The organism is Streptomyces daghestanicus, from assembly GCF_020521275.1.
In the GTDB taxonomy this organism is placed as follows: Bacteria; Actinomycetota; Actinomycetes; order Streptomycetales; family Streptomycetaceae; genus Streptomyces; species Streptomyces griseoviridis.
The window spans coordinates 1001237-1025195 of record NZ_BNDX01000002.1; the positions used below are offsets into that span (position 1 = coordinate 1001237).

25 protein-coding genes are annotated in these 23959 nt (G+C 73.3%); 16 read left to right on the forward strand and 9 right to left on the reverse strand.

Going from position 1 to position 23959, the window contains the following annotated elements; all coding sequences use genetic code 11:
* The first annotated feature begins 206 nt into the window (after nucleotides 1-206).
* Nucleotides 207-3035: an ATP-binding protein gene (locus Sdagh_RS04475; protein ID WP_226534686.1), complete on the forward strand. Its 2829-nt coding sequence runs from the start codon at nucleotides 207-209 to the stop codon at nucleotides 3033-3035.
* Between the two features lie 15 nt (nucleotides 3036-3050).
* On the opposite strand, the gene Sdagh_RS04480 is transcribed toward Sdagh_RS04475, so the two are convergent.
* Together Sdagh_RS04480 and Sdagh_RS04485 are read right to left on the reverse strand one after the other, a co-directional pair.
* Complete coding sequence (locus tag Sdagh_RS04480) at nucleotides 3051-3902, reverse strand: MBL fold metallo-hydrolase (RefSeq protein ID WP_189421608.1); 852 nt, start codon at nucleotides 3900-3902, stop codon at nucleotides 3051-3053.
* Nucleotides 3903-4120: 218 nt separating this feature from the next.
* The gene (locus Sdagh_RS04485) at nucleotides 4121-5152 is read right to left on the reverse strand and encodes a zinc-binding alcohol dehydrogenase family protein (RefSeq protein ID WP_190077991.1); all 1032 of its coding nucleotides are present in this window, start codon (nucleotides 5150-5152) and stop codon (nucleotides 4121-4123) included.
* Between the two features lie 140 nt (nucleotides 5153-5292).
* Here Sdagh_RS04485 and Sdagh_RS04490 point away from each other — a divergent pair, with 140 nt between their 5' ends.
* On the forward strand, nucleotides 5293-5649 hold the full coding sequence (locus Sdagh_RS04490; protein ID WP_189421610.1) for a winged helix-turn-helix transcriptional regulator: 357 nt from the start codon (nucleotides 5293-5295) through the stop codon (nucleotides 5647-5649).
* Between the two features lie 24 nt (nucleotides 5650-5673).
* Here the strand turns inward: Sdagh_RS04490 and Sdagh_RS04495 are convergent, their stop codons facing one another.
* Nucleotides 5674-6510, reverse strand: a complete 837-nt coding sequence (locus Sdagh_RS04495) for an alpha/beta fold hydrolase (RefSeq protein ID WP_189421611.1) — start codon at nucleotides 6508-6510, stop codon at nucleotides 5674-5676.
* A gap of 1010 nt (nucleotides 6511-7520) precedes the next feature.
* On the opposite strand from Sdagh_RS04495, the gene Sdagh_RS04500 reads away from it, so the two are divergent.
* Entirely contained in the window at nucleotides 7521-7697 is a 177-nt protein-coding gene (locus tag Sdagh_RS04500; protein WP_189421612.1) for a hypothetical protein, read from the forward strand.
* A gap of 3 nt (nucleotides 7698-7700) precedes the next feature.
* On the opposite strand, the gene Sdagh_RS04505 is transcribed toward Sdagh_RS04500, so the two are convergent.
* The 3 genes from Sdagh_RS04505 to Sdagh_RS04515 form a co-directional block, all read right to left on the reverse strand.
* Nucleotides 7701-9386 (reverse strand): FAD-dependent oxidoreductase, encoded by a 1686-nt coding sequence (locus Sdagh_RS04505; RefSeq protein WP_190077992.1) that lies wholly within the window; start codon nucleotides 9384-9386, stop codon nucleotides 7701-7703.
* Between the two features lie 86 nt (nucleotides 9387-9472).
* Nucleotides 9473-10084: a cysteine hydrolase family protein gene (locus Sdagh_RS04510; protein WP_189421614.1), complete on the reverse strand. Its 612-nt coding sequence runs from the start codon at nucleotides 10082-10084 to the stop codon at nucleotides 9473-9475.
* A 76-nt stretch (nucleotides 10085-10160) separates the two neighbouring features.
* Entirely contained in the window at nucleotides 10161-10439 is a 279-nt protein-coding gene (locus Sdagh_RS04515) for a hypothetical protein (RefSeq protein WP_190077993.1), read from the reverse strand.
* A 276-nt stretch (nucleotides 10440-10715) separates the two neighbouring features.
* Between Sdagh_RS04515 and Sdagh_RS04520 the strand changes: the two genes are divergently transcribed.
* The gene (locus tag Sdagh_RS04520; RefSeq protein ID WP_189421616.1) at nucleotides 10716-11087 is read left to right on the forward strand and encodes a hypothetical protein; all 372 of its coding nucleotides are present in this window, start codon (nucleotides 10716-10718) and stop codon (nucleotides 11085-11087) included.
* On the opposite strand, the gene Sdagh_RS04525 is transcribed toward Sdagh_RS04520, so the two are convergent.
* Nucleotides 11084-11563, reverse strand: coding sequence for an SsgA family sporulation/cell division regulator (locus Sdagh_RS04525; RefSeq protein ID WP_189421617.1), 480 nt, complete (start codon nucleotides 11561-11563; stop codon nucleotides 11084-11086). The genes Sdagh_RS04520 and Sdagh_RS04525 overlap by 4 nt on opposite strands.
* A gap of 435 nt (nucleotides 11564-11998) precedes the next feature.
* Between Sdagh_RS04525 and Sdagh_RS04530 the strand changes: the two genes are divergently transcribed.
* A complete protein-coding gene (locus Sdagh_RS04530) occupies nucleotides 11999-13888 on the forward strand; it encodes a Na+/H+ antiporter NhaA (protein WP_190077994.1) in 1890 nt (629 codons plus the stop codon).
* Nucleotides 13889-13995: 107 nt separating this feature from the next.
* Here the strand turns inward: Sdagh_RS04530 and Sdagh_RS04535 are convergent, their stop codons facing one another.
* Nucleotides 13996-14832: an alpha/beta fold hydrolase gene (locus Sdagh_RS04535; protein WP_189421619.1), complete on the reverse strand. Its 837-nt coding sequence runs from the start codon at nucleotides 14830-14832 to the stop codon at nucleotides 13996-13998.
* 287 nt (nucleotides 14833-15119) lie between these two features.
* Here Sdagh_RS04535 and Sdagh_RS04540 point away from each other — a divergent pair, with 287 nt between their 5' ends.
* The 5 genes from Sdagh_RS04540 to Sdagh_RS04560 all read left to right on the forward strand — a co-directional run bounded on the left by Sdagh_RS04540 (nucleotide 15120) and on the right by Sdagh_RS04560 (nucleotide 18685).
* Nucleotides 15120-15662 carry a Rossmann-fold NAD(P)-binding domain-containing protein gene (locus Sdagh_RS04540; RefSeq protein ID WP_226534732.1) on the forward strand — a complete coding sequence of 181 codons (543 nt, stop codon included), beginning with the start codon at nucleotides 15120-15122 and terminating at the stop codon, nucleotides 15660-15662.
* Nucleotides 15581-16009 carry an NAD(P)-dependent oxidoreductase gene (locus Sdagh_RS04545; RefSeq protein WP_229879896.1) on the forward strand — a complete coding sequence of 143 codons (429 nt, stop codon included), beginning with the start codon at nucleotides 15581-15583 and terminating at the stop codon, nucleotides 16007-16009. Before Sdagh_RS04540 ends, Sdagh_RS04545 begins: the two co-directional genes overlap by 82 nt.
* A gap of 210 nt (nucleotides 16010-16219) precedes the next feature.
* Complete coding sequence (locus Sdagh_RS04550; protein ID WP_226534393.1) at nucleotides 16220-16969, forward strand: SDR family oxidoreductase; 750 nt, start codon at nucleotides 16220-16222, stop codon at nucleotides 16967-16969.
* 44 nt (nucleotides 16970-17013) lie between these two features.
* Nucleotides 17014-17325 (forward strand): putative quinol monooxygenase, encoded by a 312-nt coding sequence (locus tag Sdagh_RS04555; RefSeq protein ID WP_189421621.1) that lies wholly within the window; start codon nucleotides 17014-17016, stop codon nucleotides 17323-17325.
* A gap of 166 nt (nucleotides 17326-17491) precedes the next feature.
* Complete coding sequence (locus Sdagh_RS04560; protein ID WP_190077995.1) at nucleotides 17492-18685, forward strand: L-dopachrome tautomerase-related protein; 1194 nt, start codon at nucleotides 17492-17494, stop codon at nucleotides 18683-18685.
* Between the two features lie 77 nt (nucleotides 18686-18762).
* On the opposite strand, the gene Sdagh_RS04565 is transcribed toward Sdagh_RS04560, so the two are convergent.
* On the reverse strand, nucleotides 18763-19782 hold the full coding sequence (locus Sdagh_RS04565) for an alcohol dehydrogenase catalytic domain-containing protein (protein WP_189421623.1): 1020 nt from the start codon (nucleotides 19780-19782) through the stop codon (nucleotides 18763-18765).
* Between the two features lie 460 nt (nucleotides 19783-20242).
* On the opposite strand from Sdagh_RS04565, the gene Sdagh_RS36405 reads away from it, so the two are divergent.
* From Sdagh_RS36405 to Sdagh_RS04590, 6 genes are read left to right on the forward strand one after another with little or no spacing between them, the layout of a single operon-like run.
* On the forward strand, nucleotides 20243-20578 hold the full coding sequence (locus Sdagh_RS36405) for an SH3-like domain-containing protein (protein ID WP_189421624.1): 336 nt from the start codon (nucleotides 20243-20245) through the stop codon (nucleotides 20576-20578).
* Nucleotides 20575-20886 (forward strand): SH3-like domain-containing protein, encoded by a 312-nt coding sequence (locus Sdagh_RS36410; protein ID WP_189421625.1) that lies wholly within the window; start codon nucleotides 20575-20577, stop codon nucleotides 20884-20886. Before Sdagh_RS36405 ends, Sdagh_RS36410 begins: the two co-directional genes overlap by 4 nt.
* A 5-nt stretch (nucleotides 20887-20891) precedes the next feature.
* Nucleotides 20892-21566, forward strand: a complete 675-nt coding sequence (gene nthA, locus Sdagh_RS04575; protein ID WP_226534394.1) for a nitrile hydratase subunit alpha — start codon at nucleotides 20892-20894, stop codon at nucleotides 21564-21566.
* Nucleotides 21567-21601: 35 nt separating this feature from the next.
* A complete protein-coding gene (locus tag Sdagh_RS04580) occupies nucleotides 21602-22438 on the forward strand; it encodes an aquaporin (RefSeq protein ID WP_226534395.1) in 837 nt (278 codons plus the stop codon).
* Nucleotides 22439-22442: 4 nt separating this feature from the next.
* Nucleotides 22443-22868, forward strand: coding sequence for a hypothetical protein (locus tag Sdagh_RS04585; protein ID WP_189421628.1), 426 nt, complete (start codon nucleotides 22443-22445; stop codon nucleotides 22866-22868).
* Entirely contained in the window at nucleotides 22855-23943 is a 1089-nt protein-coding gene (locus Sdagh_RS04590; protein ID WP_190077998.1) for a HoxN/HupN/NixA family nickel/cobalt transporter, read from the forward strand. Before Sdagh_RS04585 ends, Sdagh_RS04590 begins: the two co-directional genes overlap by 14 nt.
* Nucleotides 23944-23959 lie beyond the last annotated feature (16 nt).

The window sequence follows — 23959 nt, forward strand, 5'->3', positions numbered from 1 at the left end:
CTGCCGGGCACAAGCGCCTCAAGTGCGGATACGGGTCGGCCGGACAGCAGCCGTACAGGTCACCTGACTGGCCTGCCGCCCACCCGGAAGGCCCCGAACCGGCGCTCCGGGCCGCCCGAGGGGCACCGGGGCTTTCCCTCCTAGGTGCCGAAAGGTGCGAAACGGTAGAAAGACGCAAGAAACGACTTGATAGTGTCGTGCCCCGAATGATCTTCGAGTCCTCCGGGACGCGGCTGGGAGGAGCCATGGTGACCGGCGGCGAGCAGGCCCCGCCGATGACGGAGATATGCGGCCGTGATGCCGAACTGTCCCGTCTGCGCGACTTCGTCCTCACTTCCCGGCGGGAGGGCCCCCCGACCCTGGCCCTCCTCGGGGAGGCCGGGACCGGCAAGAGCACCCTCCTCGACGCGGCGGCCCAGGAGGCCGCCGCGCACGGCAGACGCGTACTGCGGTGCACCGGACACGAAGGGGAGCGGGAGATCGCCTTCGCCGCGCTGCACCAGATGCTGACCCCCCTGCTGCCGGAGGCGGCCGGCCTGCCGGACGCCCAACGCCGCGCGCTGCTGGGCGCCTTCGGATGCGCCGAGACCGCGCCGCGGGCGGCCGACGACCGGCCCGAGCGGCTCCTGATCAACCTCGCCGCGCTCACCCTGCTGTCCGACGCCGCCGCCCGGCGGCCGGTGCTCCTCGTCGCCGATGACGCGCAGTGGACCGACGCCTGCTCCCTGGACGCGCTGGCCTTCGTCGCTCGCCGGGTGACGGGTGAGCCGGTGACCCTGCTGCTGGGCGTACGGGGCGACACCCCGCCCCGGCGGTTCGGGACGGACTTCGCGCGCCTGCCGGTACGGCCACTGGACGACCGGGCGGCCGAGCGGGTGCTCGACGCCCAGCCCCACGCCCCGCGCGGTCCGCTGCGCGAGCGCATCCTGCGGCAGGCCGACGGCAATCCGCTGGCGCTGGTGGAACTGGCCCGCGCCGGCGCGGGGGTCCCGTCACCCCGGCTGGTCGGACCGGCCGGCGCCCTGCCGCTCACCGAACGCCTGGAGAGCGTGTTCGCCGAGCGGCTGGCAGGGCTGTCTCCGCAGACCCGCCGGTTCCTGTTGTACGCGGCCGCCGCGGACGCCCCGGACATGCCGGCCGCCCTCCTGGCCGCCTCCGCGTCCGGAGGGCCGGACGCGTGGTCGGCGGCGGAGGGGGCCGGCCTGGTGCGGGTGGAGAGCGGGCGCGTCGTCTTCCGGCACCCGCTGGTGCGGTCGGCCGTCTACGGCTCGGCCTCCTTCGGCGAACGCCGGCAGGCGCACCTGGCACTCGCCGACCTGCTGAGCGACGACCCCGACCGGCAGGCCTGGCACCGGGCCGCCGCCACCCTGGCCCCCGACGAGGACATCGCGGCGGCACTGGTGCGGACGGCGGGACGCGCACGGCGACGCGGCGGCTACCGGGTGGCCGCCGCGGCCCTGGAACGGGCCGCGGAACTGAGCCCGGACGGTCAGGCACGGGCCCGGCGGCTGCTGGACGCCTGCGACCTGGCGATGAACGCGGGTGAACCCCTGTGGGTGGAGAAGCTGGCGGGCAGGGTCGCGGCGGCGACCGACGACGAGGCGATGCTCCGGTCGGCCACCCTGTGGACCGGCTGGGCGCTCGCCGCCACCACCCGGCAGAAGGCCGCGCTGTCCCACCTGCTGCCACTGGCGGACGAGACGGCGGACCGGGCGCCGGAATCGGCACTGGTCGCCCTCGGGCACGCCGCCATCATCGCCTACAACACCGGCGACGAGACCTACCGGCAGCACATGCTCCGGCTCCTGGCGCGCATCCCCGTCGACGTGGGGAACGACCACGAACAGCTGTGGACCCGCGCCTGCTGCGACCCCCACGGGGACCGCGCGGGACTGCTCGCGTTCCTCCGGGACTGCCTGGCGCGGTCCGAGCGGGACGCCGAGCGGCTGACCGTGCTGGGAGCCGGCGCCTGGATCCTGGACGACACCACCGTCGCGGTCCGGCTGCTCGGCGAGGCGATGGAACAGCTCAACGCCGTGACCACGGCCGGTTCCAACGCCACCCTCGGGCAGGCGCTGGCACTGGCCCAGTTCGAGGCCGGCGCCTGGGAGGCCGCCTGGTCCTGCGCCGAGGACGCCCGGCGGGTCGCCGCCGAGAACGGCCTCGACATGGCGGGCCGCGCCGCGATGTACGTCACCTCGGCCCTGCTGGCGCTGCGCGGCCAGGCCGGCGAGGCCAGGGAGATGATCGACCGGGCCGTGGCCGGGGTGGACCCGGCCCAGGGCCGCGCCCTCTGGGTCCGCGCACGCTGGGTCCGCGCGCTCGTGGCCGCATTGGAAGGCAATCACCCGCTGGAGTACGAACTGCTGCGCGGACTGTTCACCGTGGGACCCGAGCCGAACCCCGTGCACTACCACGCGTCCTACTACGCGCTCGGCGATCTCGCCGCGGCGGCCGTGCGGGTCGGCAAGCGGCAGGACGCGGCGGAAGTGCTCGCCGCGGCGCGGCGGCGGCTGGACGGCCGGATGTCCCCCCGGCTGCTGCTGCACACCCGCCGTGCCGAGGCCGTCCTCGCCGACGACGAGCGGGCGGCGGAGCTGTTCGAGGCCGCGCTCGGCGACCCCGCGGCGGAGCAATGGCCCTTCGAGCGGGCGGTCGTCCAGCTCGAGTACGGGCAGTGGCTGCGGCGCAGACGGCGTACGGGAGAGGCTCGTACGGAGCTGTCCCGGGCACTCACCGTCTTCGAACAGCTGAACGCGCGGCCGTGGGAGGAGCGGACCTCCGCCGAGCTGCGGGCCTGCGGTGTCACCGTCCGCGGGGGCGACGGTGCCTCGCGGGGGATCGAACGGCTCACGCCCCAGCAATTGCAGATCGCCCGGCTGGCGGCCACGGGGCTCACCAACCGGCAGATAGGGGAGCGGCTGCTGCTCTCCGCCCGCACCATCGGCTTCCACCTCTACCAGACGTATCCGAAACTGGGCATCACCAACCGGGCGCAGCTGCGCGACGCGCTCGGTGACACGGGGACGCCCTGAGGACGCCGCGGGAGGTCAGTCTCGCGGCGGGAACTGGGCGGCCGCGGAGACGTACAGGGTGTAGGGGTTGCCGCGGTCCCCGTGCGCCCGGGTCATCGCCCGGACCACGTCGCGGGCACCGGCGCCGGCCTGCACCGCCGCCTCGAAGTCGGTCAGATAGCGGCGGGAGGCGGCGATGACCGCGGCGGCGTCCCGGTCGTCGGCGCCGGGGGGCTGGTGACCGGTGACCAGCCGGGCCGGCCGGAGCGCCTCCAGCGTGTCCAGGGCCCCGAGCCAGCGCTCGCGCGCCCGGCTGTCGGTCTGCGCCAGCCACATGTGGATGCCGTGGTAGGCGACATCGCCGCCCACCACGGCGTCGAGGTCCGGGACGTGCAGGACGGTCGACGGATCGGTGTCGCTCTGCCCGACCCGTACCGGTCTCAGCTCGTGTCCTTCCAGCTCGATGACGTCCCCCGTCAGCGCCCGCGGCGCCACGGGCCGGGTCGGCAGAGCCCCCGGGAACAACGACTCCCAGTACGCCAGGACCGGCCCGGTCAGCTGTTCCTCGGCGTGCGGCACGACCTCCGGCAGCGCCACGGCGACGGCCTCGGGGAAGGCGTCCAGCACGACCGGCAGGCCGAGGAAGTGGTCGGCGTGGCCATGGGTGACGTAGACGGTCGTGAGGACCTTGCCGGTGGCGCGGACGAAGTCGGTGAGGCGGTGCGCCTCGGCGACGGTGATGAGCGCGTCGACGAGCACGGCCTCCCGCCGTCCGTGGACGAGCGTCGCCGTGCTGGCCGGCCAGGTCGCGCCCACCCCGCTGTCCCAGCCCGGTGCCGTGGCGGCGATGGGCTTGTAGTCACTGGTGAAGACGTCGATCGTCAGCATGGGGTGGGCTCCGTTCGTCGGCGGACCGGCGTCGCCGTCCGTGCCGGTCCGCCGACGGCGGACGGTGCGGTGACCCGGCCGTCCCCGACGGCCGCACGGGGGGCCGTGGTCGAGGAGGTACGGCGCGGGTGCGCCGCCTCGGCCACCCTAGGCACGGGAAGTGGAAGGACTGTGGAGTCCCCGCCCTTCCCGTGGAGCCCGGGGCGGCCGGGGGAGGGTCAGAAGCCGGTCATCGTGATCTTGCCGATGGCCTTCCCGGACTCCAGGACGCGGTGCGCCTCCCGCAGGTGCTCCGCCGTGATCTTCCCGAGGTCGGTGGTGGCCGTCGTGGCGAGGATTCCGGTGTCCACCAGCCGGGCGATCTGGTCCAGGATGCGGCCCTGCTCGGCCTGGTCGGCGGTCCGGTGCAGCGACCGGGTGAACATGAACTCCCAGTGGAAGGAGATGCTCTTCGACTTCAGCAGGCCGATCTCGACCGGGCCGAAGTCGTCGATGGCCACGATCCGACCGAAAGGCTTGACGACGTCGGCGTAGGCGGCCAGGTTCTGCTCCGTACCGGTGGTGCCGAAGACGAAGTCCACGCCCTGCGGGACCACTTCGCGCACCTGCGGGGCGAGGGGCCGGCGGTGGTCGACGATGTGCGCGGCGCCCATCCGCCGGGCGAACTCGACGGTCTCGGGGCGGGAGGCCGTGCCGATCACCGTCAGACTGGTCAGGGCGCGGGCCAGCTGGGAGACCATCGCGCCGACGCCGCCCGCGGCGGCGGTGACCAGCAGGGTGCCCGACTGCTTCAGGGCGTCGGTGTGCAGCCCGAGGTGCTCGAACAGGCCCTCCCAGGCGGTCAGCGAGGTCAGCGGCAGGGCCGCCGCCTCCGCGAAGGAGAGCGAGGCGGGCTTGTGGCCGACGATGCGCTCGTCCACCGTGTGGAAGAGGGAGTCGGCACCGGGCCGGTCGAGGGCCCCGGCGTAGAACACCTCGTCGCCCACCTGGAACGACTCGACCTCGGCGCCGACGCCGACGACCGTGCCCGCCGCGTCCCAGCCGAGGACCTTGGGCTCGCCGCCCGGGTCGTTGCTCTGCCGGATCTTGTAGTCGACCGGGTTGACCGCGATGGCCTCGACCCGCACGAGCAGGTCGCGCGGCCCTGGCTGCGGCACCGGCAGGGTCGTGTCGACGAGACTCTCCGCGTCGTCCACCGGCAGGCTCTTGCGGTAGGCGACGGCCGGCATGGTCTCGGGGATCTGGCTCATGACTGTTCCTCCTGGGGATCTCACAGCGGACTTCCGCTGTGCCCGTAACGTAGCTTCGAGGAGGTAGTAACCTGCAAGGGATACTACTTCCCTAAGGGAAGTGAACTGGTGGGAGAGGCAACCCAGGAAAGGGAGACCCCATGGTGACACTCTGCGAGTCCCAGCGGCACGACCATCACGACGTGTACGCCGCCCAGTGCCCGTGCCGCGAGGTGCTCGATCTCCTGGCCAACAAGTGGTCGGCGCTGGCCATCGGCGCCATGGAGGAGGGACCGCAGCGCTTCGGGGCCCTGCAGAAGCGGCTCGAAGGGGTGAGTCCCAAGGTCCTCACCGCCACGCTGCGCCGCCTGGAGGACCGGGGCTTCGTGGAGCGGACCGTCTACCCCGCGGTGCCCCTGCACGTCGAGTACGAACTGACCGCGCTGGGACACAGCGTGGCGCGGCCCCTGGCGCAGCTGCGCGGCTGGGTGGAGGACCACATGGACGAGATCGCCTGACGGGCGCTCGCGCCCCGGCCCCGGTCACCGGCCCAGGAACTCGTTGACCTCGTGGGCGAAGTCCTCCGGGTGCTGGAAGAGGAAGCCGTGCCCGGCGTCGCTGTAGAGGACGGCCTTGGCGTCCGGCAGTCGCTGGGACATCGCGAACGTGGCGTAGGCGTGGATCATCACGTCGTGGGCGCCGTTGGCGGCCAGCACGGGCAGGGTGAGTTCCGCCTGCCGGTCCCAGTACCCCCGGAAACCGCTGATGGCCGCGATCTGGCCGCGGAACGCCTCGGGACTCACCACGGCCTTCGACTCCCTCAGCCGCCGGTCCAGGCGGCGCAGGGAGGCCAGTCCGGCCGCCCGTGCCCTCTCCGTCTCCGGGTAGAACAGGTAGAGGAAGTCCTCGTCGTCGTTGGCTCCCTTGCCGGTGATCTGCGCGACGCGCGCCGGCGGCGGGGGCAGGTCGGGCACGCCGCCGGGCGAACTGCCGGCCACCACCAGCCGGTTCACCAGACCGGGCGCGGTCAGGGCCACGCCCTGGGCGACTATGCCGCCCAGCGACCAGCCCAGGACGTCGACGTCCTCCAGCCCCAGGGCGCCGATGAGGGCCAGGGAGCCGTCGACCAGGCCTTCCATGGTGGACGGCGGCTCACCGGTGGAGAAGTTGGTGCCGCGGTTGTCGAAGACGACGACCTCCCGCTCGGCCGCGAGCAGGTCAAGCAGCGCCGGGTCCCAGTGGTCGATCGTTCCGCGCAGCCGCATGTGCAGGACCAGCGGCCGGGTACCGGCCCGTCCGAAGCGGCGGTACGCGAAGCGCTCGCCGCGCGGTCCCGTCACGTACCGGGTGTCGGCCTGGTCGGCCAGGTGGGCGGACATGGAATCTCCTGTCGTGTGGCTGGTGTCCGGCGCGGTGGACGCGAGGCGCCGACGGGCCGGACCGGGGGAGGGAAGCAGCCTTCCGGCGGCCGTACCACCAGCATGAACCGGTCTTGTGGACATTCAGTGGGCCGCGTCTTGAGGCCGGGCTGCACCCCGGTCGCGGCCCGGACTACCGCGCGGCCCGTTCACGAGCGCGTGCGACCGCGTCCCGGATGGAACGGCGGTACAGGGGCCCGTGGCCGGCAGGACGGTGCCGGCGTCCAGCGACTCCGGCGGGACAGGGCGCCGAGGCGTCCGGTACCTCGGAACACGGTGTGCGCACGGGCACCGGCCCACGGGCAGGTCGAGGGCGCCCGTCGTGCCGGACACCCGAAAGGCTCGGTCACGGGCACGTGCGCCGAGCCCCCCGAGCGGACGGCGCGCACCACCCACGGCACGGTGCCGGGGCACCAGGCGTAGGCCAGCACCGATCCGACCGGCACCCGGAGCGGGAACTCGCGCCGGACGTGCGGCACTTCACCCTCGTGGACGAGGAGGGGAACGCCGTGCGCGGTGCGCCAGCCGCTCGGCCGCGCCGATGTGGTCGTCGAGCGCGTGAATGACGAGGATCGCCGTGACGTCGCTCGGTCGGACCTCCCACGGCACCGAGCGGGGCGACGACCCCGTCGCGGTCACCGGGGTGACCGGTGTCGATGAGAAGGCCGCGTCGCCCTCCCTGACGATCACCCGGTTGGAGTGTTTCCCGAGACCAGGAACACCCGGTCGCCGACGGGAACGACGCTCCCCAGCAGCGGGAACGCCGGGGCGGAGCCCTCCTCCTGACGGCGCACCGCACGCACACCGCCCGATTACGGCCGGCGGGCACGCGGTCCGAGGAACCTCGCACGTGTGCGTCGGGCGCGTATGTACCAAAGGCCGGGAGCTTGCCGTACTTCCGGTAACGAGATCAAAGTGAAACACATATCTCACTGCCCACCCGTGGCGGTACGACTCTCACCGGGAGCACCATGTCTTCCTCCGAGGACCGCCTCGACCAGGCGGCCGACGCATACGCGTCGCACCTGCGCGACTGCCGTCAGTGCCGGGCGGACGGGCGGGAGTGTCCGGCCGCGAAGTTCCTGCGCCGCGCGCACAACAACCTGCTGCGCGAGGCACGCCGCGGTTCCGCGGCGGCGCGAAGGTGACCGTCAGGCACGGGTGGACAGGGCCAGGTACTGGTGCACCGACCGGACGGCGCTCGCACCGTCGCCGGCAGCCGCGGCCACCCGCTTCAGCGACGCGGTCCGCACGTCACCCGCGGCGAACACACCCGGCACGCTCGTCTCGTAGGGCAGCGGCGCACGCCCCGCGTCCCGCCAGCGGGGCCCCTGATCAGCGTTCGACAGCGCGAGGTCGGTGCGGACGAACCCGTTGTCGTCCAGCGCCACCCCCGTCAGCCAGTCGGTGGCCGGCTCGGCACCGATGAAGCAGAACAGACCGGCGCAGGCGATCCGGCGCACCGGGCCACCGGGCCGCGTCAGCGTCACCGCCTCCAGCCGCTCGGCGCCGTGCAGCGCCGACACCCGCGTGCCCGTCAGCACCGTGATGCGCGGGTCCCCGAGGACGCGGTCCACCAGGTACGCGGACATGCGGGTGCCCAGGTCCTCACCGCGGACCACCAGGGTCACCGCCCGCGCGTGGCGCGCGAGGTGCAGCGCCGCCTGCCCCGCCGAGTTCGCCCCGCCGACGACGGCGACCGGTGCGCCGGCCACCGTCTGCGCCTCCATGTCCGTGGCCGAGTAGTGGATGCCGCGCCCGGTCAGCTCGTTCCACCGGTCGACCGGGAGGGCGCGGTAGGCGGCACCGGTGGCGAGGACCACGGCCCGGGTCCGGATCCGCGCCCCGTCGGAGAGGGTGACCACGTGCCCCCGCGCGCCGGGTTCCAGCGCGACGACGGTGCACGGACTGGCGATCCTGGCGCCGAACTTCAGAGCCTGCACGGCGGCGCGCGCGGTGAGGTCCGCGCCGCTCAGACCGAACGGGAAGCCGAGGTAGTTCTCGATGCGCGCGCTGGTGGCGGCCTGGCCGCCGGTGGCGACCGCGTCGAGCAGTACCGTTTCCAGCCCCTCGGAGGCCCCGTGCACGGCGGCCGCCAGTCCGGCGGGGCCGGCGCCCACCACGGTCAGGTCGGCGGTACCGCTGCCGGTGTCACGGAAGGACAGGTTCAGCCGCTCGCTGAGCGCGCCGGGGGTGACGCCCGTCAGCACCTCGGCCCCGATCGAGGCGACCGGCAGGTCGGCCGCGGTCAGCCCGGCGGCACCGAGCAGGGCCGCTCCCTCCGCCGAGCCGTCCGGCAGCCAGGAGTGGGCGACCCCCTGGCGGGCGAGGAAGGTACGCAGCCGCAGGCCCGCGGCCGAGTCCGGGTCGCCCACCATCCGCAGCGTCTGGGCGGTCGCCTGCCGCAGCAGCCGGCGCCGGGCCAGGAAGGAACGCAGGAACAGGTCCGACAGCTCGGTCTCCCGCGCCATCAGCAGCCGGAACGACCCGGCGTCCACCCGGTGCACGGTGCCCGGCCTGCGCACCTGCACCCGCAGGTGCCGGCGCTGACCGGTGAGCAGCCCGAGTTCACCGACGAACTGGCCGGGCCCGTACCGCAGCAGGACCTCGTCCCGGCCCGGTGCCGGGGACGGCCGCACCGCCTCCAGCCGGGCGCTGCCGCACAGGAGGAGGTCACCGCAGTCGTCCCCGACGTCGAACAGCACCTGCCCGCCGGTGACCTCCTCCGGCTCCGCGTACCGGACTGCCCGGGTCAGCTGCTTCTCGGTCAGCCGGACCGAGGCCAGGCCGACGAGGTCCTCGGGTCGGTCGCCGATCTCGGGAAAGGAGGTCGCCATGGAGGTGATCCCTTCGACGCGCTTCGCGCGCCTTGCTCGTGCTGTCGGGGAGGTGGGGCCGGTCGGGGGACGGACGCGTCCATGCCTCAGAAGTCGGCGCGGGACAGCAGTTCCTCGGTGGTGAGCACGTCGTGGGCGATGAGCGCGTAGCGGTTCACCATCTGCTCGTAGGAGCCGGCGTCGCCGTCGGGCGCGGTGGCGTCCTTGACGAGGGTCACCCGATAGCCCCGCTCCATGGCGCTGCGGGCGGTGGACTCCACACACATCGTCCCGATCATGCCCGCCACGGCGATGTGCTCGATGCCGCGGCGCTTCAGCTGGATGTCGAGGTCGGTGGTGGCGAAGACGTCGAGGTTCTTGTGCGGGGCGATCGTCACGTCACCGGGGCCGGGCCGGAGATCGGGGTGGAACTCGGCGCCCCAGCCGCCCGCCTCGAACATGCGGTTGTCGAACATCATGCGGTGGATGCCGGAGCGGTGCTTCCAGTCGTCGTACTCCTCGTCGGTATAGGACATCGGCGAGAAGAACGCCGGGTAGCCCTTGTCCCGGAAACCGGCCAGCAGCCGCCTGAGGTTGTCCAGGGTGCCTATGCGCTCGAACTCCGCCTTGAAGCCCGGGTAGCCCTTGCCGCCTTCGGCGAAGACCTCGTTGACGGTGTCGATCAGGACGAGACCGATCGGGGCGGACGTACTGGTCATGAGGGATGTTCCTTTCCTTCTGCCGCACCGCGGCGGTGCGGACGGGTGGACCCGGGGGGCTTCCGCAGTCAGCGTGTCAGCGGGTGACGGGAGCGCCATCGGTTGTTCGACTGCCGACCGGGCCCGCACCGTACGTTTCCGGTCCGCGCGACACCTGGAAGCGGGCCCGGTGCGGTGCCGGGGGAGCCGTCGAGGCGGCCGGGGCCGTGGCGTTGGCCGCGGCCGCGAGGACCGCGATCAGGGTGATGCCGCCCATGGCGGCGAGTTGCTGCCGGGCGGTGGAGAAGCGACGGGGGACGGCACGGCGTCCGGAACCGTCGGGCGCCAGCGCGGAGGAGACGGAGGGGGCGGGCACGGAAAGCTCCCGTCTGGCTGTCCTACCCCGTGACGGGGGCGGACGTGTCAGTGATGGTGGTGGGGGTGGGGGGCCGAGTGAACCGCGTGGACGAACCGCCACGCCTCGGTCGATCGACTGACGTTCCGGGCCGGGCATCGCCCCTCGGCGCGGGCACATGTCTCATTCCCCTCTATGCACACACGTGTGAGTCGGCGACGATGGACACGGGCTGGGCACCCGTCCACGGAACGCCCAGGCCGCCCTTCCCCCGCAGCCCGCGAGCAAGGTGGCCCCATGACGCGACGCCGTACCCGCCACGTCCTCACGACGGCCGTCCTCGGCGCGGCCACCCTGGCCGGTCTCACCGTGACCGGCCAGCCGGCCTCGGCGACCGCTTTCCCCTGGGGCATCTCCCTCTACACGGGCTCCGGCCTGACGGGCACACAGACCGTCGTGGACCTCGACGACACCTCGTGCCACAACCTCTCCGAGCCCGCCCTGTCCGCCGTGGACGTGTCGGACTCGGACCTGTACGCCTACTACAACCCGGACTGCCGCACGGGCCTGCCGGGGCAGAGCGGCGACTCGTACGTCATCGTCGGCAGCCTGCACAGCGCGGAGTTCGCGCTGCCCGTGGTCAGTTACCGAGTGGTCCACAACAACTAGGCCCGGCGTCCGCCTCGCCCCAGCAGGGCGGCCTCCAGGGCGTCCCAGTCGAGCAGGCGGCTCTCGTCGCCGGCCGGCACCAGCGCGTACGTGGCGTCCAGCCACCGCCGCACTCCGCTCAACCCGGTCTCCAGACACACCCGGCCCTCGGGACGCAGGAGGGTGAAACGGAGGGCACCGGCCGTCCCGTACCGGTCGCCGACCGGCCGGACGCGGAAGTCACCCTCCCCGCTGGGGCCGCGGGTTCCCCGGTCCAGCAGTTCCCGGGACACGACCCAGGTCACGCGTAGATCGGTCACCGGGTCCACGAAGAGGTCCAGGGTGACGGCGTAGGGATCGTCCAGGGTGTAGCGCAGGCGGCAGCGCAACGTGTCGGGACCCGCGGGGACGAACAGCCGCCGGACCGTCGTGACGAGAACCGGGGGAACACGGTCGCCCCGGGTCCCGGGGCCGGCGAAGGCGCTTCGGTCGTTCATCGGGTGCTCTCTCTCCCGTCGGGGGCACGCTTTTCGGTCAGGTACGCGCGCTGACGTCCCTCATCCTGGGCACCCCCCGCCCGGTGCGCATCGGTAGAATGACTGCGGATGAAACGGGGTGAACACCGTCCTCATGACTCACGCGGGGGCCGGTCCGCGCCGGTGCGCAAGGGGCTAATCTTGGCCATCGGCGGCGTCCGTGACGCCCCGGCCTGTCGCCCCGCCGACCGTGACGGCGGCGGAGGCCACCACCGGTCCGGCTCCCGGGCCCCGGCCCGCCCACCCGCGGCGGCGGTGGGCCGGCACCCGGACGGCCAGACCGATCCGCACCGACGCGACGGGGGCCCGGTCCGGACCGTGCCCCGCGCGCGACCCGACGTCAGGGGTACTTGTGAACAGCTTCCGCAGGCAGGCGTCCGGCCGCCGGAGAACCGTATGAGCACGCCCACCCACCCGTCCTCCCTCACCGGGCGGACGCGGTGCGGGGACTCCTCCCGGTTCCCGCTGCGCGACTTCCTGCGCACCGAGACCGGCAGTGCCGCCGTCCTGGCCGCCGCGGTGGTCGCCGCCGTGGCCTGGGCGAACGTCGCGCCGGGCGGGTACGAGTCGTTCTGGCGGACGGACCTGTCCGTGACGGTCGGCGGCCACGGTGTGCTGCTGCACCTGCGGGAGTGGGTGAACAGCGGCCTGATGACGGTCTTCTTCTTCGTCGTCGGGCTGGAGGCACGCCGCGAGTTCGACATGGGGGAGCTGCGTGAACGCAGCCGGCTGGCGCTCCCGCTGGCCGCCGGCGTCTCGGGCATGCTGGTGCCCGTCCTCCTCTACGTGGCCGTCAACGCGGGCCACGGGACGGCGGGCGGCTGGGGCGCCGCCATGTCCACCGACACCGCCTTCGCGCTCGGTGCCCTGGCCCTGGTGGGGCGCCGGATGCCGACCGCGCTGCGGGTCCTGGTGCTGACGGTGACCGTGGTGGACGACTTCGTCGCCCTGATCGTCATCGCCGTCGCCTACAGCGGGAACGTGGGCCTGCCCGCCCTCGCTGTCGCCGTCGGCGCCTTCGCCGTCGTCCTGCTGCTGCGCTCCCTCGGCGTGCGGCGCGGGGCGGCGTACGCGGTGCCGGTGGCCGTCGCCTGGCCGGCCCTGCTCTTCTCGGGTGTGGACCCCGTGGTCCTCGGCCTGGCCATGGGGCTGCTGACCTACGCGCGCCCCGCCGGGCGTCCCGCGCTGGAGCGGGCCAGCGGACTGTTCCGGCTCTTCCGCGAGCAGCCCACCGCCGAACTCGAACACTCCGTCCGCCTCGGACTGGCCTCCGCGCTCTCCCCCAACGACCGCCTGCAGCGCATGTTCCACCCCTGGGCGAGCTACGTGATCGTCCCGCTCTTCGCCCTGGCCAACGCGGGCATCCCGGTCACCGTCGGCCAACTCGCCGACGCCTTCACCTCACCGGTCACCCTGGGCATCGTGCTGGCCTACGTGGTGGGCAAACCCGTCGGCATCGTGGGAGCGTCCCTGCTGGTCTCCGCCGCCGGGCGGGACCGCGTGCAGCTGCCCGTCGGCGTCGGCGCCCTCGTCGCGGGCGGCACCGTCGCCGGGGTCGGTTTCACCGTCTCCCTGCTGATCGCGACCCTCGCCTTCGACGGCGCCGCCCTCCAGCAGGCCAAGATCGGCACCCTGACCGCCGTGCTGGGCTCCGTCGCACTGAGCTGGGCGGTCAACGCGCTCCTGGCGCGGTTGCCGCACCGGCTGCGGCTGCGCAGCACCATCGGCCCGGCCGAGGCCATCGTCGACCTCGCGGTGCCGGTCGACGACGCCCGCGACCACGTCCGGGGGCCACGGGACGCACCCGTGACGGTGGTGGAGTACGGCGACTACGAATGCCCTTACTGCGGGCTGGCCGAGCCCGTCGTACGTGATCTGCTGCGGGATTTCGGCGAGGTCCGCTATGTGTGGCGGCACCTGCCGCTCACGGACGTACACCCCCACGCACAGGCGGCGGCGGAGGCGGCCGAGGCCGCGGCGGCGCAGGGCCGGTACTGGGAGATGCACGACCTGCTGATGGCGCACCAGGGTGCGTTGAGCGGGCGGGACCTGCGGGGGTACGCCGTCGGGGCCGGGCTCGACGTGGAGCGGTTCATGGCCGACGTGCGGGCGGGGACGGGCGCGGCGCGGGTCGCCGAGGACGTGGAATCCGCCGACCTGAGCGGTGTGGCCGGCACCCCCACCTTCTTCGTCGACGGACGCAGGCACGACGGCGCCTACGACATCGCCGCGCTGTCGGCGGCCGTGCGCGCCGCCCGCGCCCGCGCCGCCCTGGACGCCGTGTGACACGGGCGCGGGCGCACACCGCGAGAGCCCCCCGGCAGGTGTCCCGGGGGGGCTCGCGGCACACGGCCGGCGGCGTTCCCCTCGCGGGGGACGCCGCCGGCGCCGGATCACTTGGCGAGGAAGGCGAGGAGCGCCTCGTTGACCTCGGCGGCGTGGGTCCACAGCAGACCGTGCGGGGCGCCGTCGATCTCGACGTAGTCGGCGTGCGGGAGGGCCTTGCGGAAGGGACGGGCGGTGGAGTCGATGGGCAGGATGTTGTCGGCGGTGCCGTGCAGGATCAGAGCGGGCACGTCGATCCTGGGGATGTCGGCGCGGAAGTCGGTCGGCCAGGTCAGGGGAGCGGCGGAGGCGGCGTAGGAGCCACCGGCGGCGGCGGTGTTCCAGCTGTTGCGGACGGCCTCCTCGCCGATCCGGGTGCCGAGGTTGTCGTCCAGGTTGTAGAAGTCCCGGTAGAAGGCCGTGTAGTAGGCGTAGCGGTCGGTCTTGACCGTGTCGGAGATGTCCTGGAAGAAGGCCTGGCCGGCGGCGCCGTCGGGGTTGTCGTCGGTCTTCAGCAGGAAGGGCTCCAGGGAGGCGAGGAAGGCAGCCTTGGCGACCCGGGCGGAGCCGTAGGTGCCGAGGTAGCGGCCGACCTCGCCGGTGCCCATGGAGAAGCCGACGAGGGTGACACCCTGGAGGTCGAGGGTCTCCAGGACGGTGTTGAGGTCGGCTGCGAAGGTGTCGTAGTCGTAGCCGGTGGTGGGCTGCGAGGAGCGGCCGAAACCGCGGCGGTCGTAGGTGATGACCCGGTAACCGGCGTCCAGGAGCGCGGCGGTCTGCTTCTCCCAGGAGTGTCCGTCCAGCGGGTAGCCGTGGATCAGGACGACCGGACGGCCGGTGCCGTGGTCCTCGTAGTACAGCTCGATGTCGGTGGTGTTCTCCTGGCCGACGGTGATGAACGGCATGGTGCATTACCTCCACAGTGGTCGGGCCGCCGGTGCGGCGCCGAGTACGGGTCCAGCTTCACGGCGCACGGCGGCGCGGGAATCCGTCTAACGACTTACGGGCTGGGGCGGCGTGACTCATACGGGAGACGGTCAGGCCCCCGTGGAGCATGGAACACACCCGGCCGGGCACATGTGTTTCACTCCGGCGAATCCTGTAGAACATGTATCTCGGGCTCTCAGGAACGGAGCCCGGCGCACGCCGGTGCCCAGGAGCCGGGTGCGACGACCTGTCGAGGAGTCTCCCGATGAAACCGGTGGTCTGGATCCCGTACGAGCCCAGGGGCCTGCCGGGGCTGCCCGACGGACTCGACCGCCCTTACCGGGACGGCACGGACACCTGTCCCACACCGCCGGAGGAGGTCCGCCTCCTCACCGGTTTCCCCGGGGCGGGCGGCTACGAGCCACTGGTCACGATGGTCTCCCGGGCCAGGCGTCTGAAGGTGCTGCGGGTCCTCAGCTCCGGCCACGACTGCCTGACCCCGCGTCTGGGCCTGCCGCCGCCGGGGGCCCTGCTGCGCACCGGGCGCGGTGTGCACGCCGAGGCGACCGCGGAGCTGGCGGTGACCCTGCTGCTGGCCTCGGGGGGCGGGATTCCCCGTGCGCGAGCGGCAGGCGGGCGACTGGGCCCCGGCCGGCCGCCCGACGATACGCGGCAAGCGCGTGGTCGTCGTGGACCGGAGCCGTCGGGTCCGCCGTCGCGCGGCTGCTGGAACCCTTCGGCTGCGGACTCGTCCGGAGCGCCCGCTCCGCCCGGCCCGGCGACGCCGGGCCCGCCGTGCACCCGGTGAGGGAACTGCCGTCCCTGCTGCCCGCGGCGGACGCCGTGGTGCTGTGCGCGCCGCCGACCGAGGAGACCCGCGGCATGTTCGGCGCGCACCGGCCGGCCTCGCTCAAGGACGGCGCGACCCTGGTGAACGTCGGCAGGGGCGAACCGGTCGACACCGACGCCCTGGCCCGGGAGGTGGGTTCCGGACGGCTGCGGGCGGCGCTGGACGTGGCGGCACTCGAGCCACTGCCCGGCGCGCACCCGCTCTGGCGGCAGCCGGAGGCGTTGATCACCCCGCACGCCGGCACGTTCACCGACGCCTCCGCGAAGGACTCCGCGACCTTCCTGCCACGGCGGTCGTGGCGCTGAGCGGACGGGTCACCCCTGCTGAACAGGACCACCGCCGGCTGACCGCCCGGGCCGCGCCCGCACCCCCGTCCGGCTCACCCGTACCGCCTGCCATGCGCGCACCTTATGGACATCCGCAAGAACAAGCATTGGCCTCATCGCCGCACGAGGGCGAGAGTTGATCCAGCCCCGCACACCGGCCCGGTGCCGGTCCCGACCAAGGAGAATCCCGTGAGCAGCACGTCCCCCACCCCCGCCGGCACCGCCCTCAAGCGCGCCGGCCAGCGTCTCGTCGTCGTCGGGGCCGGCTCGGCCACCGGACGCCGCCTCGCCCGGACCGCCTCCGCCGAGGGAGCCGAACTCGTCCTCGCGGGCCCGGACCTCGCCAAGCTGGAGAAGACGGCCGCCGAACTGCCGGGCACGGCCCGTACCGTCCGCTTCGACATCACCGACGAGGCGTCGATAGCGCACCTGGCCGAAGAGGTCGGCGCCTTCGACCACTTCGTGTCCACGGCGGCCGTGCCGGCCAACGGGCCGCTGTCCGAACTCGTCCCCGAGGACGTCCAGCGCGCCTTCGCGGCCAAGGTGACCGGCCCCCTGTTCCTCGCCAAGCACCTCGCCGGACAGGCCCGGGAAGGCGGCTCCCTCACCTTCTTCTCCGGCGTGGCGGCCTGGCGTCCCGCCCCCGAGCGGACCGTGATGGCCACCACCAACGGCGCCCTCGCCTTCCTGGTCCAGGCCCTCGCCGTGGAGATCGCGCCGCTCCGGGTCAACGCCGTGTCCCCGGGTATCGTCGACAGCGGCGCCTGGGACAAGCTCGGCGCGGACAAGCGGGCGTTCCTGGAGTCGGTGGCCGCGAGCAACCCGGCCCGCCGGGTCGGCACCCCCGACGACCTCGTCGCCGCGGTGCTCTTCGCCATCGACAACCCCTACGTCACCGGCACCGTCCTGCACGTGGACGGCGGCGGACGCCTGGCCTGACCCACCGGCCCACCCCTGCACACGACCCCACCAAGGAGAAGCGCATGTCCGACCGCCACACCGGGCCCATCGTCCTCGTCGCCCGCATGAAGGCGCGCCCCGGCAAGGAACAGGAACTGTGGGACGCGCTGCCCGCCCTGGTGTCCGCCACCCGCCAGGAGGACGGCTGCCTCACCTACGTGCCGCACGAGGGGCTGGACGACCCCGGCCTGCTCGTCATGCACGAGGTGTGGCAGAGCGAGGAGCACCTGCGGGCCCATTCCGCCAGCGCGCACCTGCGGGCCTTCGCCGAGCGGGTGGCGCCCCTGACGGTGAACGGCATCGAGATCGAGCGGCTGGCCGAGATCGAGCTCTAGACCGTCCCGTTCGGGGGGCCGCGGGCGTCACGGCGGTCAACGGGCCCTGGCACTCAGTCATTCGACGGAAGCGTGCCGGGGCCGTCCGCGGTCCACTGGACCGGTACCGACCGGCACCTCACGACCTCCGCGGTCACGAGGGCGACGAGAAACACTGGAGTCACCCATGTCCATACCCGCCCCCACCTCGCACACCGGCCCGGGCCGCAGGACGGTCCTCGGCCTGTCCCTCGTGGTCGGAGGGGCCCTGGCGGCCGGCGCCGCGCCGGCCGCGGCCCGCCCCGGCACCGGTGGCGGCCACCACCAGCCCCGGCTGGAGACGGTCGCGACCTTCGACGGCGCGATGCCCACCGGGGTCACGGTGTCCCGCTCGGGCCGGATCTTCGTCAACTTCCCGCGCTGGGGCGACGACGTCCCGTTCTCGGTGGCCGAGATCCGGGGCGGCAAGGCCGTCGCCTACCCCGACCGGGCCGTCAACCGGCCGGACACCTCGCGCCCCGAGCGGCACTTCCTCGGCGTGCAGAGCGTGGTCGTCGACGCCGCCGAACGGCTGTGGGTCGTGGACACCGGCCGCGTCGAGTGGGCCGACGCGCCCCACGGCGGACCGAAGCTGGTCGCCATCGACCTGGCCACCGACCGGGTGGTCCGCACCATCCTGCTGCCCCGCTCCGTCGCCGGGCCGCGCAGCTTCATCAACGACGTCCGCTTCGACCTGAGCCGTGGCTACGCCTACCTCACCGATGCCACCCCGGACGGCCCCAACGGACTGGTCGTCGTTCACCTGGCGAGCGGCACCTCCTGGCGCTGCTTGGACGACGCGCCGTCCACCCGCCCCGTTCCCGGGTTCGTCCCCGTCGTCGAGGGCCGCCCGCTGACCAACAGCCCGGACGCCACCACGCCCGCCACGCCCGTCAACATCGGCGCGGACGGCATCGCGCTCAGCCCCGACGGTGAGTGGCTGTACTACTGCCCGCTCTCCAGCCGCCGCCTGTACGCGGTGCGCACCAGGGACCTGGTCCGCGCGCGGTCGGACCGCGGCGCGTCCGCCGTACCCGTGCGCGATCTGGGCGCCAAGGGCATGTCCGACGGCCTGGAGACCGACCGGGCCGGCCGCGTCTACGGTGGTGACCTGGAGAACAACGCCATCGTCCGCCGTGAACTCGACGGCACCTACCGCACCCTGATCCGCGACGAGCGCCTGGTGTGGCCCGACACCCTGTCCGTCGGCTATGACCGGCACCTGTACGTCGTCGCCAACCAGCTCAACCGCCAGGCCGCCTACAACGGCGGCGTGGACCTGCGGGTCAAGCCGTACGCGCTGTACCGCTTCCCCCTCGGCAGCGGACCCGCCCGCCGCTGACCCGGCGGCACGAAGACCGGCGGCCGTACCGGCACCCCAGGTGCCCGGTACGGCCGCCGGTCGCGTGTGCCCCGTGCTCAGGCGCCGGTGGTGAGCACCACGCGGAAGCGGGCCCGGTTGTCCATCATGCGCGCGTACGCATCGGCCGCCCGTTCCAGCGGCATCTCCTCGACGTGCGGCCGGACCCCGGTCAGCGCGGCGAACCGCAGGGTGTCCTCGATGTCGGCCGCGGTGCCGCTGGGCAGCCCGGAGATCCTCTTCGACAGGTCGATCAACTGCAACGGGCTGATCCGCATCGGCTCCGGGTCGACACCCAGGACGACCAGTTCACCGTCCGGCCCCAGACCGTCGACGGCCGCCGACATCGTCTCCGAGTCGCCCGCCGTGGCGAGCACCGCGCGCGCTCCGCCGAGTGCCTGCAGGGCGGGGCTCATCTCCTCGGCCGTGGAGTCGACGTAGTGGTGCGCGCCCAGTTCCCCGGCGAGCGCCCGCTTCTCCGCGCCCCGCGCGATGACGACCGTCTCGAAGCCCATCCGGACAGCGAACTGCACTCCCAGGTGCCCCAGTCCGCCCAGTCCGAGGACCGCCACCAGGTCGCCCGGCCCCGCGCCCGAGCGGCGCAGGGCGTTGAAGGTGGTCACCCCCGCGCAGGCCAGGGGCGCCGCGTCCACCGCGCTGATCCCGTCCGGAATCCGGGCCAGGGCGTTGGCGGGGACGTTCAAAGCTTCGCCGTAGCCGCCCGGGTAGGCCCAGCCGGGCACCTTGAGTTCGGTGCAGTGGATGAAGTCACCTCGGCGGCAGGGCACGCAGTGGCCGCAGTGGCCGCCGAACCAGCCGACGGCGACCCGGTCGCCGGCCTGCCAGCCGGTCGCGTAAGCGCCGACGGCGTCGATCCGGCCGGCGATCTCGTGTCCCGGGGTCACCGGGTGGGCCAGGCCGGGCACCAGCCCCTCGACCATCAGCGAATCGGTGTGGCACACCCCGCACGCCTCGACGGTGACGCGCACTTCGAAGGGGCCGGGGTCGGGGACGTCGCGCCGGCCGGTGCGCAGGGCACCGGCCGGCTGGTCCACCAGGACCGCGCGGACAGATGACATGACAGGAACCTCCTGCTGTTCGACGACGGGGGAAACCGCGGTACGGCCCTCAGCCCGGGACCTCGACGGTTCCGGTCAGCAGGGCGAGCGGGGCGCCGCCCGGCAGGGTGACGCGTGAGTGGACCCGGGCCGCCTTCGAGGTCCTCCAGGTGCGTGACGGTGGCGACCGGGCCGGGACACCCGGGACGACTTTCCGCGGGTCCTCGCCAGGATCGCGCGGCCCAGCGGCGGGGCCATCCGTCATCCGACGTACCGCCTCGCGGGCCGGTGTCCCCTTCCCGGCCCGGGACGACCGGACAGGCGGCGGCGGTCGGTCCGGGAAGCTCGCAACGGCACACCTGTCCCGCTCATATGTGTCTCGCCTGGGACCGGTAGTCGTTTGACGGATGCCCCGCACCACTCGTCCTCCGCAAGCTATTCCCGGCATACGCGACAGAAGCCACCCAGCCAAGGAGGAGCAGTGGCCACCAAACGCGACATGATCGTGCGCCCCGCGCACGACCTGGGCGGACTGCCGGCCGGACCGGTCGTCCCGTCCGACCACGAGATGACGCCCTTCGAGAAGAGCTGCCACGCGCTGCTCAACGTCCTCGCCGCGCACAAGCTCGTCAACACCGAGGAGAAGCGCCGCGGGGTGGAGGACCTCGGAGCCGAGATCATCGGCGACCTCACCTACTACGAGCGGTGGGCCGTCTCCGCCTCCAAGGTGCTGATCGAGAAGGGCGTCATCACCTCCGAGGAACTGGGCGCCAGGATGAACGAGATCCGGGACCGGCTCACGGAGGCCGCAGCATGAGCCCCCGCTTCGCGCCGGACCAGAGAGTCCGCATCGCCGACCGCAACGCTCCGGGCCATGTGCGCACCCCGGTCTACGTCCGCGGCAAGGAGGGCCGGATCGAACGCGTCCTGCCCCGCTTCCTCAACCCCGAGCGGGAGGCGTACGGCGTCAACGAGGGCGGCGAGGTCCGCCTGTACCGGGTCCGCATCGAGCAGTCGGCGCTCTGGCCCGACTACGACGGGCCGGCGGACGACGTGCTGGAACTGGAGATCTACGAGCACTGGCTGGAACAGGTCGACGACCGCTCCGGCGTGGAAGGACGATGACGTCGATGACGAACCCCCGCGAGACCGGCGTCGTCGGCCACGGTGACCACACGCACGGCGCCCCGGGCGCCCCGGACCCGCACGCCCCCATCGAGACGGCCGCCGGGGAACCCGACTACTTCGACGTCCTGCACCAGGCCATCCGCGAACTCCTCGTCGACAAGGGCCTGATCACCGCGGACGAGGTGCGCGCCATGGTCGAGACGCTCGACGCGCACCGGCCCACGCTCGGCTCCGCCCTGGTCGCCCGGGCCTGGACGGACCCGGACTTCAAGGAACGCCTGCTCGCCGACGGCACCGCCGCCATCGAGGAGTTCGGCATCGACAACTACGACGGCACCAGGCTGATCGTGCTGGAACAGACACCCGAGGTGCACAACCTCGTGGTGTGCACCCTCTGCTCGTGCTACCCGCGTCCCGTGCTGGGCCTGCCCCCGGACTGGTACAAGAGCCGTCCCTACCGGGCCCGCGCCGTCCGTGAACCGCGCGCGCTCTTGCGGGAGTTCGGCACGGAGGTGGCGCAGGACGTGACCATCCGCGTCCACGACAGCAACGCCAACATGCGCTACCTGGTCCTGCCGATGCGCCCCGCCGGGACCGAGGGCATGAGCGAGGAGGAGCTCGCCGCCCTCGTCACCCGGGACACGATGATCGGCGTCACCACGCCCAGGCTGCCGTGACCGGGTTCCGCCGGCGGCCGGACGGCCCCACGGCGGTGGACATTCACGGCCCGCCCGCCGCGCCCGCCGTGCGGTGGGTGGTCCGCGGCCGGCCGCTGTCCTCGTACCTCGCGGAGGCGCTGGGCTCGGCCTGGCTCGTGGTGGCCGCGCTCACCGCGGTCTCCTTCACCATGCGGGCCGACGGCGCCTACCTCTCCTCGTGGCCGCTCCTGCCGCGCCTGGCCGTCGTCGGCGTCTCGGTGGGCGGCGCGGTGGCGGTGTTCGCCCTCACCCCGCCCGGCAAGGAGTCCGGCGCCCACCTCAACCCGGCGATCAGCCTCTTCATGGCCCTGCGCGGCGTCCTCGGCGTCACCGACCTGATCGCCTACGGAGTCTTCCAGCTGACCGGTTCCGTCCTCGGGGTGCTGCTCACCCGGACGCTCTGGGGGGATCGGGTCACCGAGGTGGACTACGGTCTGATCCAGCCCGGCGCCGGCTGGGGCGGCCCCGTCGTCGTGGTCCTCGGCGAACTCCTCAGCACCGCCGTCCTGCTCCAGGTCCTGGCCGCCATGACCAGCCGGCCCCGGCCGCGCTCCACACCATGGGTGCTCGGCGCCGTCGTCGCGGCGCTGATCACGTTCACCGGCTCCCGGACCGGGGCCGGCTTCAACCCGGCGCGCAACTTCGGCCCGCACGTCGTCTCGGGCGACTACCACCTGTTCTGGGCCTACATGCTGGCGCCCCTGGCCGGAGCCGCGGTGGCCGCCTCCGTACCGGCCCTCCTGGGCGCCCGCCGGGCCTGGACCCACCGGGTCTGCTGCGCCCACGACATCCACCGTTACCACCTGCGCCCGCCGCGTTCGCGGCACCGCGCTCCCACTTCCTCCCGGTGATCCCATGCTCCCTACCCACAACGGCCCCGCGACGGCCGTCCCCGACCACACCGACGAGATCCTGTGCCGGCAGGCGCGTCACATCGTCACCTCGCTCGACCTCCACGACGTGGAACTGGCACCCGGCCTCGTCCACGCCCTGCTGCGCGCGGGCTTCGGCATCCAGGCCGACACCCCGACCGGAGGTGCCCTGACCGGGGGAGTGGAGATCCGCTCCTGCCCCGAGCACTACGGGCCGGGGTCCCTCCTCGTCAGCTGGGCCCCGCACGAGGCGGCGTACACCCCGCTGGACCCGCGCGTCACCCACGTCGAGGGCCTCATGACATGCGCGCTGCTGGACACCGTGCGGGCCCTGGGCTTCCGGGCCAAACGGCTGGGCGCCTCCCACTCGGTCCAGGTCCAGCCCTGGGGGTCCCGTGCCTCGGACTGAGACGGCCACCCGGTCCGCCCGGGCGCTCACGAGCCACCGGGGCACGGTCCTGCTGGTCTCGGCGGTCGTCGCCGTCACCGTCGCCGCCTTCGCCGTGCTGGCCGGCGCCGTGTCCGGGCACCGCTTCTCCGTCGGCGCCCAGGTCTTCGGCACCGGCCTCGGCCTGACGGCGTACCTGCTCGGTGTGCGGCACGCCTTCGACGCCGACCACATCGCGGCCATCGACAACACCACCCGCAGGTTCCTGGCCGAAGGGCGGCCCCCGGCCCACCTCGGCTTCTGGTTCGCCCTGGGCCACTCCTCGGTGGTCGTGCTGCTCAGCCTGCTGACCGCCCTGGGGGCCCGCCTGGCCTCCCGGCTGACCGACGACTCCTCCACCGCCCACCAGGTCCTGGGCGTGCTCGGCACGTCCGTCTCCACGGCCTTCCTGCTGTCGCTGGGCGTCCTCAACCTGCTGGCCCTGCGCCGCATCGCGGCCCTGTACCGTTCCGCGCGCCGGGGCGACCATGACGAGGCGCGCCTGGACGAGGTGCTGGACGACCGGGGGCTGCTCTCGCGCCTGCTGCGCCGGCTGACCGCGTCGACCACGCGTCCCTGGCACCTGTTCCCGCTCGGCCTGCTCTTCGGTCTGGGCTTCGACACGGCCACCGAGGTGTCCCTGCTGGTCCTGTCCGGCGCGGGTGCCGCCTCCGGCGTCCCCTGGTGGGCGCTGATGCTCCTCCCGCTCCTGTTCACCTGCGGGATGACGCTCTTCGACACCCTCGACGGAGCCTTCATGTCGGCCGCGTACCGGTGGGCGTTCGTCCATCCGCTGCGCCGCATCCACTACAACCTCACCACCACCGGCCTCTCGGCCGCCGCGGCCCTCCTGGTCGCCGCCGTGAACCTGGTGACGCTGCTGGGCGACGGCGTCCCCGCCCTCCGCCGGGCCCTGCCCTGGCTGGTCGGCATCGACCTCAACACCGTCGGCTACCTGATCGGCGCGCTCTTCCTCACGGCCTGGCTCAGCTCCTTCCTGCACTGGAAGGCCGTCGGTGGACGTGCCCTGGCCCCGTCGCCGGACCCGGAGGCGTGAGCCGGCGCCCGCCCGG